General features: G+C 64.8%; 16 protein-coding genes. 10 read left to right on the top strand and 6 right to left on the bottom strand.

The genetic code is table 11. The features are described 5' to 3' along the window. Nucleotides 1-2: 2 nt before the first annotated feature. Nucleotides 3-1,121 carry a glycosyltransferase gene (locus DM806_RS24040; RefSeq protein WP_179045735.1) on the bottom strand — a complete coding sequence of 373 codons (1,119 nt, stop codon included), beginning with the start codon at nucleotides 1,119-1,121 and terminating at the stop codon, nucleotides 3-5. A 68-nt stretch (nucleotides 1,122-1,189) separates the two neighbouring features. Here DM806_RS24040 and DM806_RS24035 point away from each other — a divergent pair, with 68 nt between their 5' ends. The 7 genes from DM806_RS24035 (at nucleotide 1,190) to DM806_RS24005 (ending at nucleotide 7,634) form a co-directional block, all read left to right on the top strand. Beyond that, nucleotides 1,190-2,077 (top strand): lysophospholipid acyltransferase family protein, encoded by an 888-nt coding sequence (locus DM806_RS24035; RefSeq protein WP_179045734.1) that lies wholly within the window; start codon nucleotides 1,190-1,192, stop codon nucleotides 2,075-2,077. Nucleotides 2,078-2,109: 32 nt separating this feature from the next. Continuing rightward, nucleotides 2,110-2,754, top strand: coding sequence for a phosphoribosylanthranilate isomerase (locus DM806_RS24030; protein WP_179045678.1), 645 nt, complete (start codon nucleotides 2,110-2,112; stop codon nucleotides 2,752-2,754). 94 nt (nucleotides 2,755-2,848) lie between these two features. After that, nucleotides 2,849-4,090 carry a tryptophan synthase subunit beta gene (gene trpB, locus DM806_RS24025; RefSeq protein WP_179045677.1) on the top strand — a complete coding sequence of 414 codons (1,242 nt, stop codon included), beginning with the start codon at nucleotides 2,849-2,851 and terminating at the stop codon, nucleotides 4,088-4,090. A gap of 2 nt (nucleotides 4,091-4,092) precedes the next feature. Next, the gene (gene trpA, locus DM806_RS24020; RefSeq protein WP_179045733.1) at nucleotides 4,093-4,908 is read left to right on the top strand and encodes a tryptophan synthase subunit alpha; all 816 of its coding nucleotides are present in this window, start codon (nucleotides 4,093-4,095) and stop codon (nucleotides 4,906-4,908) included. Next, on the top strand, nucleotides 4,905-5,753 hold the full coding sequence (gene accD, locus DM806_RS24015) for an acetyl-CoA carboxylase, carboxyltransferase subunit beta (RefSeq protein WP_179045676.1): 849 nt from the start codon (nucleotides 4,905-4,907) through the stop codon (nucleotides 5,751-5,753). The genes trpA and accD overlap by 4 nt, the downstream gene beginning before the upstream one ends. A 37-nt stretch (nucleotides 5,754-5,790) precedes the next feature. After that, nucleotides 5,791-7,125: a bifunctional folylpolyglutamate synthase/dihydrofolate synthase gene (locus DM806_RS24010; RefSeq protein WP_179045675.1), complete on the top strand. Its 1,335-nt coding sequence runs from the start codon at nucleotides 5,791-5,793 to the stop codon at nucleotides 7,123-7,125. 68 nt (nucleotides 7,126-7,193) lie between these two features. Then, the gene (locus DM806_RS24005; protein WP_179045674.1) at nucleotides 7,194-7,634 is read left to right on the top strand and encodes a DUF6628 family protein; all 441 of its coding nucleotides are present in this window, start codon (nucleotides 7,194-7,196) and stop codon (nucleotides 7,632-7,634) included. Here the strand turns inward: DM806_RS24005 and DM806_RS24000 are convergent. Then, the gene (locus DM806_RS24000) at nucleotides 7,619-8,944 is read right to left on the bottom strand and encodes an AmpG family muropeptide MFS transporter (RefSeq protein ID WP_179045673.1); all 1,326 of its coding nucleotides are present in this window, start codon (nucleotides 8,942-8,944) and stop codon (nucleotides 7,619-7,621) included. The two genes, DM806_RS24005 and DM806_RS24000, sit on opposite strands and share 16 nt — an antisense overlap. Nucleotides 8,945-9,028: 84 nt before the next feature. Further along, a complete protein-coding gene (locus tag DM806_RS23995; RefSeq protein ID WP_179045672.1) occupies nucleotides 9,029-9,487 on the bottom strand; it encodes a response regulator in 459 nt (152 codons plus the stop codon). 297 nt (nucleotides 9,488-9,784) lie between these two features. Between DM806_RS23995 and DM806_RS27880 the strand changes: the two genes are divergently transcribed. Further along, nucleotides 9,785-10,885, top strand: a complete 1,101-nt coding sequence (locus tag DM806_RS27880) for a pseudouridine synthase (protein ID WP_444860960.1) — start codon at nucleotides 9,785-9,787, stop codon at nucleotides 10,883-10,885. Beyond that, nucleotides 10,882-11,421, top strand: a complete 540-nt coding sequence (gene rsmD, locus DM806_RS23985) for a 16S rRNA (guanine(966)-N(2))-methyltransferase RsmD (protein WP_179045670.1) — start codon at nucleotides 10,882-10,884, stop codon at nucleotides 11,419-11,421. Before DM806_RS27880 ends, rsmD begins: the two co-directional genes overlap by 4 nt. A gap of 223 nt (nucleotides 11,422-11,644) precedes the next feature. Here rsmD and DM806_RS23980 read toward each other — a convergent pair whose 3' ends face one another. Further along, nucleotides 11,645-12,091, bottom strand: a complete 447-nt coding sequence (locus DM806_RS23980; RefSeq protein WP_179045669.1) for a globin domain-containing protein — start codon at nucleotides 12,089-12,091, stop codon at nucleotides 11,645-11,647. Between the two features lie 108 nt (nucleotides 12,092-12,199). Here DM806_RS23980 and DM806_RS23975 point away from each other — a divergent pair, with 108 nt between their 5' ends. Further along, nucleotides 12,200-12,661, top strand: coding sequence for an Rrf2 family transcriptional regulator (locus DM806_RS23975; RefSeq protein WP_179045668.1), 462 nt, complete (start codon nucleotides 12,200-12,202; stop codon nucleotides 12,659-12,661). Here DM806_RS23975 and DM806_RS23970 read toward each other — a convergent pair. Next, nucleotides 12,636-13,151, bottom strand: coding sequence for a Fe-S oxidoreductase (locus DM806_RS23970; RefSeq protein ID WP_179045667.1), 516 nt, complete (start codon nucleotides 13,149-13,151; stop codon nucleotides 12,636-12,638). The genes DM806_RS23975 and DM806_RS23970 overlap by 26 nt on opposite strands. Nucleotides 13,152-13,280: 129 nt before the next feature. Continuing rightward, entirely contained in the window at nucleotides 13,281-13,685 is a 405-nt protein-coding gene (locus DM806_RS23965; protein WP_179045666.1) for a GFA family protein, read from the bottom strand. Between the last annotated feature and the right edge of the window lie 97 nt (nucleotides 13,686-13,782).

Below are 13,782 nucleotides of genomic sequence, written 5' to 3'. Positions count from 1 at the left end.
GGTCAGGCGCCCACCCGCTCCATCCGCAAGACCCGCCCCCGTTTCACCCAATAGTCCCATCCGCCCCAACGGATGCGGTGCGACAGGGCAGCCTGCACCTGCACCATCAGATGCGCCCAGAGCGGCACAAAGGGGGCGGCCATGTCCCATAGCAAGGACCGCCGCGCGCAACACGCCTGCTGCGGTTCCAGCACCTTATCCAGAATGCGGCTCCGCAATGCCGCCCGGCCCCACGCCGCGCCATAGCCGATCGCAATCGCCGGCCAGCCACCCCAACCCAACGCCCAGACCCAAGCGGCCGACTGCAGCATCACGCCGACCGTCGCCGCCAGCCACATGCCGGGACTGTTAGTCAGAACATGGCGATATTGCCGCACGCCAAAAGCCCATAGCGACGGGACCGTGCCGTCGAGCGGGTTGGCTATCAGCAAATCGCGGACGGGCCTTAGCCGCAACTTCGCCCGCCATCCCGCCAGCCCTATCGCCATGTCGTCCGACAACCGCCCGGCAAGTACCGCATCGAGATCAAGCTGGTCGGCAACCGCGCGCGTCATCGCCATTGCCCCGCCCCATGGCATGGTCGAGCTTGCCGCCCGCGGCATTGTGGCTAATTGCAATTCGACCGCACCGACCAGTGTCGACATCCAACCGGGCGCGGGCAGCAGCAGCCGATAGCCGGTAACGATGTCCGCCTTGCCACGCGCCAGCGGAAACAGCAGGCGCCCGACAAGCCGCGCGGGCGGTTCGATATCGGCATCGATGAACAGCAGATAGCGATCGTCGGGGCGCAAGGCTCTCAATGCAGCGCGGATCTTGTGGACCTTCTGCCCTTCATCGGTGGCGATGCCGGCTCGCACGATTTCCACCCAATCCCTTTCCCTCGCCCCCAGCGATTCGGCCGCCGCACAGGCGCCCGACGTCGCGAGCAACAGGCGGAAGCCAGCGCTCTGCGCCTTCAGTCGCGCGATCAGTTCCGCCCCGCCATCCCAATCGTCCCGCACGGACAGGATCATCACCGCGCCCGCTGGCGCTTCTTCCTGCCGGTCGGCGGGCAGGTGGCGCAGATAATTGACCACGCCCAGCAGCGTCAGCGCCTGGAGCAGCAGCCACAGCGCCAGCATCATCGTCACGCAAAGCCCCCTTCGCGGCTCTTTACCGCCTCAACGGCTCCTGTATGACGGTCAAGACCATGCTCTCCAACCCCTTTCTCTTCGCCATGCTCCGCATCTTGCCCGCACGGCTCGCCTCCTGGACCGGAGGTTGGCTGTCGGCTCATGTCGCGCGCCCACGCATGAAGCTGCGCGACGCGCGTGCGCGCACTAACCTCGCCTTGCTGCGCCCTGACCTGAGCCAGGCCGAGCGAGAGACACTCCTGACACGACGCTGGGAAAATATGGGGCGGACGCTCGCGGAACTCGCCAATATCGATCGGCTCGTCAGCCCCGCTCATGTCAGCGTGCGCGACGAAGCCGGCTATCGAGCCGTGCTCGACATGCCGGGGCCAATGATCTTCCTGACCACCCATGTCGGCAATTGGGATCTGATGGCGGCGCACCTGAAAGCCGCGACCGATCGGCCACCGCTTGGCGTCTATGATCCGCCCGCCGATGAGAAGGTCGCCGCACAACTCAAGCGGGCGCGCAAAAGCTATATGGGTGAAGCGATCACCGGCAGCGGCGGCGCGGCGCGTGCGATCCTGCGCCACTTGGCCAAGGATCGGGCGATGCTCTATATCCTGATCGACGAGCGCCGCGACCAGCAGGTCTGGTTCCCCCGCCTCGGACGCGACCTGCCGCCATCTGGCAATCTTGATTTCACGCTACGGCTGGCGCGCAAGGCCGGCGCACGACTGACCCCCTTCTACCTCGCCCGCACCAGCGGCCCGCATTTCGATCTTCACTGGCATCCGCCGATCGATCCTGCCACGACCGACGACACCGACATCATGACGGCGCTCGACGCCTTCCTGGGTCGAGCCTGCATCGACCATGCCGACGACTGGCTGGCATTGCACGACATGGACCTGACCCAGCCGGGCCACCAGCCATCCAGCGGCCAGTCGTCCAGCGATATGTGACTTCGCGGCGCTTCGCCGCTAAGGCCGCCTGCATGTCCCGACTCGCCATAAAGATTTGCGGCCTGTCCACGCCCGAAACGCTGGGTGCAGCCGTGCGCGCGGAGGCGAGCCATGTCGGCTTCGTCCATTTTTCCAAAAGCCCGCGCCATGTCGAGCCGGATCAGATCAAGGCGCTCGCCGCCATCGTGCCGTCGCATGTCGAGCGCGTTGCGGTGGTGGTCGATCCCGACGACGAACAACTCGCCCGCCTCGTTGCAACCGGCGCCCTCACCGCCTTCCAACTTCATGGCAAGGAAAGCCCCGAACGTGCAGCCGCCATCCGCCAGCGCTTCGGCCTGCCCGTCTGGAAGGCAATCTCGGTCAAGACCCGTGCCGACATCGACAGCGCCAACGCCTATACCGACGCCGTCGATCGCCTTCTTTTCGACGCCAAGACACCCGATGGTGCAGCGCTGCCCGGCGGTATGGGGCTGCGCTTCGACTGGACGCTGCTTCGCGGCCTTTCCATGCCTGCCCCCTGGGGCCTGTCCGGCGGCCTTGGCATTGACAATGTCTGCGAAGCGATCCGCATCACCGCCGCCCCGCTCATCGATGTTTCTTCGGGCGTCGAAAGCGCGCCCGGCATCAAGAGTGTGGACAAGATCACGGCCTTCTGCAAAGCGGTATCCGCATGTTGACGCAGACGGCCATAGTCGTGCGCATCGGACAACGATGGCGCTGATCGCTTTTCCTTGAAGCGAACGCCCCTATTGTCCCGGAAAGACTGATATCATGACTGACACTATCACTTTGCCCAACAGCCTCCGCGCCCAGCCCGACGACAGCGGTCATTTCGGCACATTCGGCGGCCGATACGTCGCTGAAACGCTGATGCCGTTGATTCTGGAGCTGGAGCAGGTCTACCGGACCGCCAAGACCGACCCGGCGTTCGACGCAGAGTTCGCCGAACTGCTGCGCTCCTATGTCGGTCGCCCCAACCCGCTTTATTATGCCGAGCGGCTGACCGAGGCGCTGCGGGCCAAGGCAGAACCCGGCAAGGGCGCCAAGATCTACCTCAAGCGCGAGGAACTGAACCACACCGGCGCGCACAAGATCAACAATTGCATCGGTCAGGCGCTGCTCGCCCGCCGCATGGGCAAGAAGAAGGTCATCGCCGAAACCGGCGCGGGCCAGCATGGCGTCGCAACCGCGACCGTGGCCGCCCTGTTCGGCATGGAATGCAAGATTTTCATGGGTGCCAAGGATGTGGAACGCCAGAAGCCCAACGTCTTCCGCATGAAGCTGCTGGGCGCAGAAGTCATTCCCGTCACGTCCGGATCCGCGACGCTCAAGGACTCCATGAACGATGCCCTGCGATACTGGGTGTCGAACGTCCATGACACCTTCTACATCATCGGCACCGCCGCCGGCCCCCACCCCTATCCGGAGCTGGTCCGCGACTTCCAGTCGATCATCGGCAAGGAAATCCGCAGCCAGATCATGGAGGCCGAGGGCCGCCTGCCCGATATGCTGATCGCCCCGGTGGGTGGCGGCTCCAACGCCATCGGCATGTTCCATCCCTTCCTTGACGATCCCGAAGTAGCGATGATCGGCGTGGAAGCCGCCGGCGAGGGCCTCGACAAGAAGCATGCCGCATCGCTGGCCGGCGGCGCGTCGGGCATCCTGCACGGCAACCGCACCTACCTGCTCCAGGATGAGGACGGCCAGATCACCGAGGCGCACAGCATTTCCGCCGGTCTCGATTATCCCGGCATCGGCCCCGAACATAGCTGGCTGCACGAGATCGGCCGGGTGAAATATATGCCGATCAAGGATGACGAGGCGCTGGAAAGCTTCCAGATGCTTTCACGCCTCGAAGGCATCATCCCCGCGCTCGAATCCGCCCATGCCGTCGCCGCTGCCGAGCAGGTCGCGCCAACGCTGGACGCGGACAAGATCATCGTCGTCAATCTGTCGGGCCGGGGGGACAAGGATATCTTCACCGTCGCCGATGCGCTGGGAGTGGAGATGTGAGTATGGACCGTCTCGCCACCCGCTTCGCCGCCTGCAAGGCGCGGGGTCGCGCCGCCCTCATCACCTTCGTGACCGCCGGCGACCCCGATGTTGCGGCGACGCCCGCCATCCTCGATGCGCTCGTCGCGGGCGGCGCGGACATCATCGAACTGGGCATGCCCTTCACCGATCCGATGGCAGATGGCCCTGCGATCGAACTGGCGAACCTGCGCAGCCTGGGTTCGGGCACGAAGACGAAGGACATCTTCACCCTCGCCGCCGATTTCCGCGCGCGTCACCCCGATGTCCCACTCGTCCTGATGGGCTATGCCAATCCAATGCTGGTGCGCGGCTCCGACTGGTTCGCCGACCAGTGCAAGACGGCTGGCGTCGACGGCGTCATCTGCGTCGATATTCCGCCGGAAGAAGATGCCGAGATCGGTCCCGCCTTGCGTGCGGCCGGCGTGCATCTCGTGCGCCTCGCTACCCCGACCACGGATGCAGCGCGCCTGCCCGCCGTACTCGATGGCGCGAGCGGCTTCCTTTACCATGTCTCAGTCGCCGGCGTGACCGGCAAACAGCAGGCGGCACAGGCCAATATCGAGATCGCCGTCGAAAAGCTGAAGGCCGCCACAGACCTGCCGATCGCGGTCGGCTTCGGCGTCCGCTCACCCGATCAGGCGGCCGCCATAGGTCGCATTGCGGACGGCGTGGTCGTCGGTTCCGCTATTGTCGATATTATCGGCAGCCATGGCGATGCAGCCGGCCCCTTCGTTCAGGAATTCATCGCGTCATTGAGCGGTGCCCTCACCTCTTTCTCCCGGGAGACCGCAGCATGAGCTGGATCAACCGCGTTCGTAACGCCCTGCCCTTCACCAAGAAGGAAACCACCGCCGAAACGCTGTGGCACAAATGCCCGTCCTGCATGGAGATGGTCTTCATCAAGGAATGGGAAGAAAATCTGTCGGTCTGCCCGCGCTGCGACCATCATGGCCGTATCGGTCCCGATGCCCGTTTCGAACAAATCCTGGACGCCGGCTTCATCCTGCTGCCGACGCCGCACGTCCCCGAAGACCCGTTGAAGTTCCGCGACTCCAAGCGCTATCCCGATCGGATCAAGGCCGCCCGGGCCTCGACCGGGGATCAGGACGCGCTGATCAACGCACGCGGCGCGATCGACGATGTGCCGCTCGTCATGGGCGTGCAAAATTTCTCCTTCATGGGCGGCTCGATGGGGATGGGCGTGGGCGCGGCCTTCATCCAGGGCGTCAACGACGCGATCGCCCATAAATGCCCCTATGTCATCTTCACCGCCGCCGGCGGCGCGCGCATGCAGGAAGGCATCCTGTCCCTGATGCAGATGCCCCGCGCGACCGTCGCGATCCAGAAGCTGCACGTTGCTGGTCTGCCCTATATCGTCGTGCTGACCGATCCGACCACCGGCGGCGTCACCGCAAGCTATGCTATGCTGGGCGATATCCAGATCGCGGAGCCGAACGCGCTCATCGGCTTTGCCGGCCAGCGCGTGATCGAAAGCACGATCCGCGAAAAGCTGCCCGAAGGTTTCCAGCGCGCAGAATATCTGCTCGATCATGGCATGCTCGACATGGTGGTGCATCGCAGCGAACTGCGCGACACGCTGGCGCGCGTGATCGGCTATCTGACGCCGCGCGCCGCCGCCTGATATCAAGTCAACCGCGCGGCAGGGGGAGTAGCGCGCCATGGCCGACCACGCCGTTTCGGACGATCCGCAAGTGCAGGCACAGCTCGACCGGCTCTGGTCGCTTTCCCCCGGCGCGGATGTGCTGGGGCTGGAACGCATCACTCGGCTGTTGGAGCGGCTGGGCGATCCCCATCGGGCGCTGCCCCCCGTCTTCCACGTCGCCGGCACCAACGGCAAGGGGTCGACCTGCGCCTTTCTGCGTGCAGCGATGGAAGCGGACGGCAAGAGCGTCCATGTCTTCACTTCTCCCCATCTGGTCCGTTTCAATGAGCGCATCCGCGTTTCCGGCCAGCTCATCGCCGACGATCAGCTGGCGCGATATCTGGAACGGGTGCTCGATATTGCCGAAGGTGTGAACGCCAGCTTCTTCGAGGTGACGACCGCAGCCGCCTTCCTCGCCTTCGCGGAGCATGACGCAGACGCCTGCATCATCGAGGTCGGACTAGGCGGCCGGCTCGACGCCACCAATGTTCTGGTCGATCCGGTTGTATGCGGCATCGCTCAGCTCGGCATCGATCATCAGGCTTTTCTGGGCGACACGCTGGAAAAGATCGCCGCCGAAAAGGCCGGCATCGCAAAGGAAGGCGCGCCGCTGGTTACGCAGCGTTATCCCGACTCGCTGCACCCGATCATGCAGCAGGCGGCTGACCGCGTCGGCACCTTCTGGGTCGGCCAGGGCGAGAGCTGGGACGCCGCGGTCTATCGCGACCGGCTCCATTATCGCGACGATCTGGGCCGCCTGGACACGCCGTTGCCGCGCCTCGCCGGCGCGCATCAGGTGCAAAACGCCGCACTCGCTTTCGCCATGTTGCGCCATCAACAGGTCATGCCGCTGCCAGAAGCCGCGCTAAAGGCCGCGCCGCTATGGGCGCATTGGCCCGCGCGACTCCAGCGGCTGGATCATGGACCGCTGCTGGCGCCGCTGCCCGAAGGCAGCACAGTCTGGCTCGACGGCGGTCATAATGCCGGTGCCGGTGAAGCGATCGGCGCCTATTTCACCGCCGACCGACTCGAAGGGCAAAAGCTGCACCTCGTCATCGGCATGTTGGCGAACAAGGAAATGGACGATTTCCTCGCTCCCTTCGCTGGCAAGATCGCCCATATCCACGCACTGCCGATTCCAGGCCATGACCATCATTCGCCCGAACGCTTCGCGGCCATCGCTGCCAAATGGGGCATTGGCTCGTCCGCCCATGACGGCCCCGAAACCGCAATCCGGGCGGTCGCCGCAGATGCGGCAAATTCCGGTAACGCCACTCCCAAGCTTCTGATCGGCGGCTCGCTCTATCTGGCCGGCGAAATTTTGCGACTGAATGAGCAATTACCTGACTGAATAGGACTTGCGACTGACTCGCAATAGCGTATCTTGCGTTACCCGAACAACGCAGAAGGCGCGATTCTATGGCTTATGGAGAGACCTCCCCCCTCGACCTGCCCCGTCCCATTCCGGGCGGCTATGGCAATCGTCTCTTCCTGTTCGTGATGCGGCGCATGGCCACGGCCGGGGTCAATGACGCCCATGCCGCCAATGCGATGCTCGGCGCGTTCGGCCGCAGCTATCGCCGGCCGCTGGTCCTGATGCGCGCAATGATGCTGGAACTCGCCCGCGCATCGAGCCGCAAGATATTGGTCGCCCCCTGCTGCTGCGCCCGCATGACCGCGGACGAAGCGCTGATGATGCAGGCGACGGGCGAAGCGCTGCGCGATCCCAATGGGGCCTATGAGCGGGTCAGCGCGCTGCTCGGAAACGATCATGCGCTCGGCGCGCTGACCTGCCTTCAGGCGGTCGCGCAGGCGCACAGCGACCTGGGCCGCCCGCTGGATCTCTACGCAGCGGGCTGATCCCCCCTTTGGATCGCCGCGGTACCGACGCTGGCGTCAATCAACCCGGCACGCATCATCAGCCAGAAAAGCAATATGCCCGGCACCGCCAGCGCGGTCGTCAGAAGATAGAAGTCGACATAACCGATCTGCTCGATCAATCCGCCCGCCGTCGTCCCGGTCAGGAAGCGCCCGATGATGCTAGCGGCCGCCGAGATCAACGCATATTGCGCGGCGGTGAAGCGAAGGTCACAGAGCGCCGAGAAATAGGCCACCACGGTGACGCCGCCGATGCCGCTCGCGAAATTCTCGAACCCGATCGCGCCGGCCATCCCCCAGTTGCTTTTGCCCAGCGCCGCGAGCGCCGCGAAGCTGAAATTGGAAACGCACATCAGGATAAGGCTGAACAGAACCGATCGTTTCATGCCCAGTCGCGCATAGAGGATGCCACCGATGAAGATGCCGATCAGATAGGCCCAGAAACCCATGCCCACGTCGTAGATGGCGATTTCGTCATTGGTATAGCCCATGTCGTCGAACAGCAGACGGAAGGTCAGGTTTGCCAGCGTATCGCCGATCTTGTGGAGCAGGATGAACAGCAGGACCAGCAGCGCGCCGCGCCGCCTGAAGAACTCGACCAGCGGACCGGTGATCGAGGCCATCACTTCGCCGACACCGCGCCGTGCGACCGGATCGCGATGACGTTCCGGTTCGCCCATCAACAGGCCAGTCAACATCGCCGGCAGCGCGAATATGGCGCAGGCCAGATAAGCGCCGTGCCAGCCGATCCGCGCCGCCAGCACCAGCGCCAGCGATCCGGCGGCAACCGATCCGATGCGCCAGCCATATTGCGACATGCCGGAGCCGACGCCCAGTTGCTCGGGCTTCAGCAATTCGATTCGATAGGCGTCGATGACGATGTCGTAGGTCGCACCGGCCACGCCCACCAATATGGCGGCGTAGGCTGTCTGGATCAGGCTGGTCGTCGGATCGACCAGCGCCAGATTGGCCACCGCCGCCATCACCAGCATGCCTGCGACCAGCAGCCACGACACGCGTTGCCCCAGCCGTCCGATAACCGGCAGGCGAACGCCATCGACGACCCAGGCCCACAGCCATTTGAGATTATAGACAAGAAAAGCGAGCGTGAACGCCGTAACCGCTTTCTTGTCGATGCCGTCCTGCGCCAGGCGCGTCGTCAGCGTCGCGCCGATCATCGCGAAAGGAAAGCCCGACGATACGCCCAGGAAGAAGGACGCCAGTGGCGCCTTCTGCACATAAGGCTTTACGGCGTCGAGCCAGCTATGGCTGGCCTCAATGGCGTCGGTCATGAGTGCGCGCGTCCCCCGGTGGCGTCAGTTATCGGGCGCCACCATATGGCCTGATCCGGCGCTGGCAAGGGGCGTGTGCGACGATCAGCCCTCGGGTACGAACAGGCTGAGGCCGTGAGGTAATTTCGGCCGCCGCGCGCCGCGCAGCACTGCGTCGACTACACCGATCGCGGCGATGAGGTCTCGCGGGGCATAGGGTTTGGCGAGACATCCGACCGCCAGGGCGCGCGCATCGATCGGACAACGCCCGGTGACGAACAGCACCGGCAATCCCTGCCTGGCAGCATGGCGAGCGACGTCGATGCCGCTCTTTTTACCATGCAGGGCGACATCCGCGATCACCAGGTCGACCCCACCTTCATCCATCACGCGCACGGCATGGTCATGATCGTCGACGGTCGCAGCGATACGATAGCCAGCCTGCTCCAGCGCATGCTCATTGTCGAAGGCGACCAGCGGTTCATCCTCCACCACCAGCACGGTGCGGATGGCCTTGCGACGCGGCCTGCGGGATTCCCCTTCTTTCACCAATCCGAAAAACATTTGCCAAGTCCGCCCTGTTTCCGCCATGCACCCGATGAAACGCCGCGCTCCCGGACCGGGTTGCCCAGGGACCGCCCAAGTCCCCTCCTCCAAGCGCCGGAGCGGCACATTTCAGCCTGTTGCTGACTTTTTCCCCATATGGGAATGGCCAGTGCGCAAGAAAAGGAACTGCCCGTGCAACCGCCGAAAAAATCCGGACCGCCCCGTCGGGCAGGCCCCGGCGGCCCGAAACGCCCGACCGGCTCCGACAAGCCATCGGACAAGCGTCCGGGCGCACCTTCGTCCCGCAATGCGCCGATCAAGGATCGGGATGCCAAGCCACGCGCCAACCGGAGCGAAGGCGATCGCACGGAGCGCCCGCGCACGGACCGTCAACGCCCCGATCGCGCCCAGGCGGATGCGCCCCGCGCCCGTGCGGACCGCAGCAGCAACACAGATCGGTCGCGCGCAGAAACGCCGCGCGCCGGCGCGTCATCCCGTCGCAGCGATGCGGCGAAGGATAGCCGTGCCGATCGGAGCGAAGGCCGTCCCGAATACAACCGCGCCGAGCGATCGCGTCCCGACGTCAAATCCTATCCAGCGCGCAAGCCGAGGGCGAAGAAAAGCACCGCAGCCCTCCCCGCCAATCCCCATCCCGCTCACGCCGCCGCGACCGAGGAGGGCAAGGGCGAACCGCAGCGCATCGCCAAGTTGCTGGCGCGCGCCGGCATCGCTTCCCGTCGCGAGATCGAGCGAATGATCGAGGAAGGTCGTATCGCGAAGGACGGCGTGGCGCTCGACACGCCCGCTACGCTGCTGACATCGCTGCATGGCGTCACCGTCGACGGCGTCGCTGTCGCGGCACCTTCTCCTACCCGCCTGTTCGTCTTCCACAAGCCCACCGGCTATCTCACCACGGAGCGTGATCCGGCCGGACGCCCGACCATCTATGACCGGCTGCCCGCAGACCTGCCGCGCCTGATGCCGATCGGGCGGCTCGACATGAACACCGAAGGCTTGCTGCTGCTGACCACCGATGGCGGTTTCAAGCGCCAGATGGAATTACCCGCGACCGGCGTGCCCCGCACGTACCGCGCCCGCGCCTTCGGCGAGGTCAGCCAGCAGCAGCTCGAAGACCTGTTCGACGGGCTGGAGATCGACGGCATCCGCTACGGCCAGATCGAAGCCAATCTGGAACGCCGCACCGGTCGCAACCAGTGGATCGAAATGACCCTGACCGAAGGCAAGAACCGCGAAGTCCGCCGCGTGCTCGAGCATCTCGACCTCAAGGTCAATCGCCTGATCCGTACCAGCTATGGCCCCTTCATCCTGGGCGAATTGCCGGTCGGCGCAGTCGAGGAGGTGCGCCAGCACGACCTCATCCTCTTCCGCAAGAGCCTGAAGGATGCCGCTGCATGAGGATCATTTCAGGCCAATGGCGCGGTCGCCCATTGGTGGCGCCCAAGGGCGATGCCACCCGGCCCACGGCCGACCGCACGCGCGAAACGCTTTTTTCCATGCTGACGAGCCGCCTCGGCTCGTTCGAGGGACTCGCCGTGGGCGATTTCTTCGCCGGGTCCGGCGCATTGGGGTTCGAGGCTCTTTCGCGCGGTGCAGCCTCCTGCCTGTTCGTGGAGCAGGACAAGGCCGCGCTGGACGTCATTCGCGCCAACGGCGACAAGCTTGGCATCCGTCCCGACATCCGCTCGGGCAGCGTCATGTCTCTCGGCCCGGCGGGCAAACCGCTCGACCTCATCTTCATGGACCCGCCCTACGAAACGGGCGCGGGACAAGTGGCGCTCGACAAGCTGGCCCGTCTGGGATGGACGAGCAGCGCCACCTGGGTCAGCATAGAAACCGACCGGCGCGAGGATGTGACGGTGAAGGGCTTTGCCATCGATGCCGTGCGCGACGTTGGCAAGGCGCGGCTTACCCTGCTTCGGGCGGAGGACTGATCGCAAGGGCAGGTGCCACCAACTGGTTCGACCAGGACGGCTCCACCCATGCGCGCTATTGCCCAGATTATCGCGACGACACTTGCCGCGCTGGCCCGGACGGGCGCGAAAGTGACTGATTTGCCGCCGACCTGCTGAACCTGTGGGGCAACCCTGAACAGGAACGCCCCATCCTATGGCCTATCAGGGTGAGGCCAGATGCCGTTGACCCCCATTCGCAATTTCACACCGCTTCGGCGTAGACCTCTGCTTCCCTGGCGATCAGAATATCGGCGAGGAACTGATAGGCCTCCGCCCAGGCCGCCAGTACCGCGTCGGTCGCCACCGCCTCGCCAAGCACCTCCCGGATCGCGGGCAGCAGCGCAGCGGCGACCTTGGGATAATGCTCGGGCTTTACGCCGGTATCGACATGGCGCGCGACCATCCGCGCGACCGCGCCGCCCAGCGCCTCCAGCTTGTCGATATTCTCGGCATAGCCCAGGATCGCAGCCGCCAGCCGCCGAGGTTGCTCGCCGCTGTCCTGCGCAGCCTGGTCGAACATGGCTTTCACCTCCTCGTCCTGAAACAGGCGCGCATACATGGCCGTGGTGATCTCCACCCCATGTTTGCGGAGCGCGGGACCAGTGGATTTCACGATGGCGATAGTTTGCGCAGACAGCGAACTGGACATTCTCAGCACCTTTCTCGGAGTCGATAAGGTGCATCTAGCTTACATCTTTTAAAATGTAAATAGGATACCTGTTTCAAGTGGATCGCCGCGCCTATATCGGGAACAGCCATGCAGTTAACCCGCCACACCGACTATGCGCTGCGCGTGTTGCTCCACCTTGTCGTGGTGCCCACCAGCCGCGCGACGATCCCGGAGATCGCCGAAGCCTATGGCCTATCGCGCAATCATCTGATGAAGGTGGTGCACCATCTAGCGCAGGGCGGCTTCCTGGAAACCCAGCGCGGCCGGGGCGGTGGCTTCACTCTGGCACGTCCGCCAGAGGACATTTCCGTCGGCGCGGTCGTCCGGCATAGCGAACCGGACATGAAAATGGCGGATTGCGCCCATTGCGCCATCCGCCCTGCCTGCGGTCTGTCCGGGATACTGGCGGAAGCGACCAATGCCTTCCTTGCTATCCTCGATGGCTACAGCCTCGCCGATGCAGCCCGCGACCGGAGCGGGCTGGCACGATTGATCGCCGCCCTGCCCGCCTCGGTATCCGGCCTTAGCGAGACTTGCGCCCCTTCCTAGCCTCGCCCGGATTGATGCAACTGTCCTGCACCGTGCGCGAACAGACCGGATAGTCCTTCGCATCGGTCGGGGCGGGAGTCATGTTGCCGCCCATCGTTACCGGATTGGAGGAAGAACCCATCGGCGCCGCCGGATCCCTGGGCGCATCGGCCGGAGCCGGCGTCATGCCAGGATCGGGGGGAACCGCACCCGTGGGCTGACCCGCATTGGGATCTGTGCCCGGAGGCGGCGGGGCCGGCATGGCAGGATCGGCCGCCGGTGGCGGCATGGCAGGATCAGCCGCGGGTGGCGGTGTGGCAGGATCGGCCGCCGATGGCGGCATGGCAGGGTCAGCCGCCGGTGGCGGGGCGGGCATCGCTGGTTCGGCGGGCGGCTTCATGGCGTCACCGGGCGGCGGGCTATCCGGCGCGGGCATTTCCTGCGCGAAACCCGTGCCTGATATGGAGGTGAAGCTCAGCAGGGCCGCGCCCGCCAGCATGATCATCTTCATCGGGAACATCCTTTCCTATGTTCTTCGCCCCGTGTGCCCGCTCGGGCAGGGGAAGAACCGGCAGGGATAGCCCCCCGTTCCTCGGTCCGGCGATGAAAGGTGGCCAATCAGCGCCGGGTTGATTGGCCATTAACTATCATACTCTCCCGGATAGCGATCGAATTTCGGCAGCGCGTCCGTACCCGCCATCCAGGGCAGGGCATCGGCCATCTGCACATGGGCCTGCGGGGGCAAAGCCGCAGGATCATCCAGCGTCGCGGTCTGGATATCGATCGATCCGGGGAAGACCAGCGGATTGGTGTAGAACAGGCCTGTGCCGCAGACGCCGCAAAAATGGCGCGTGGCATTTTCCGACGACCGATACTGCACCGGCGCCCCGCTGATCGACACCTTGTCCTCCGGGAACAAGGCCCATCCGACCATCGGCGCACCCGCGCTCGCCCGGCAGTCGGCGCAATGGCAAAGCGCGCTGTAGGCCGGTTCGCCTTCGGCTTCATATCGGATCGCACCGCACTGGCATTTGCCTGTCACCATGGCTCGTCTCCCTTGCATGATTCGTGTTTTGTTCTCATAGAAAGAGCTTCGCCGCAAGCGCCCATACCGATGCCCGCCCTTGCCCCCTTCACCCGCC

The organism is Sphingobium lactosutens, assembly GCF_013393185.1.
In the GTDB taxonomy this organism is placed as follows: domain Bacteria; phylum Pseudomonadota; class Alphaproteobacteria; order Sphingomonadales; family Sphingomonadaceae; genus Sphingobium; species Sphingobium lactosutens_A.
This window is presented reverse-complemented; position numbering and strand designations above follow the sequence as displayed.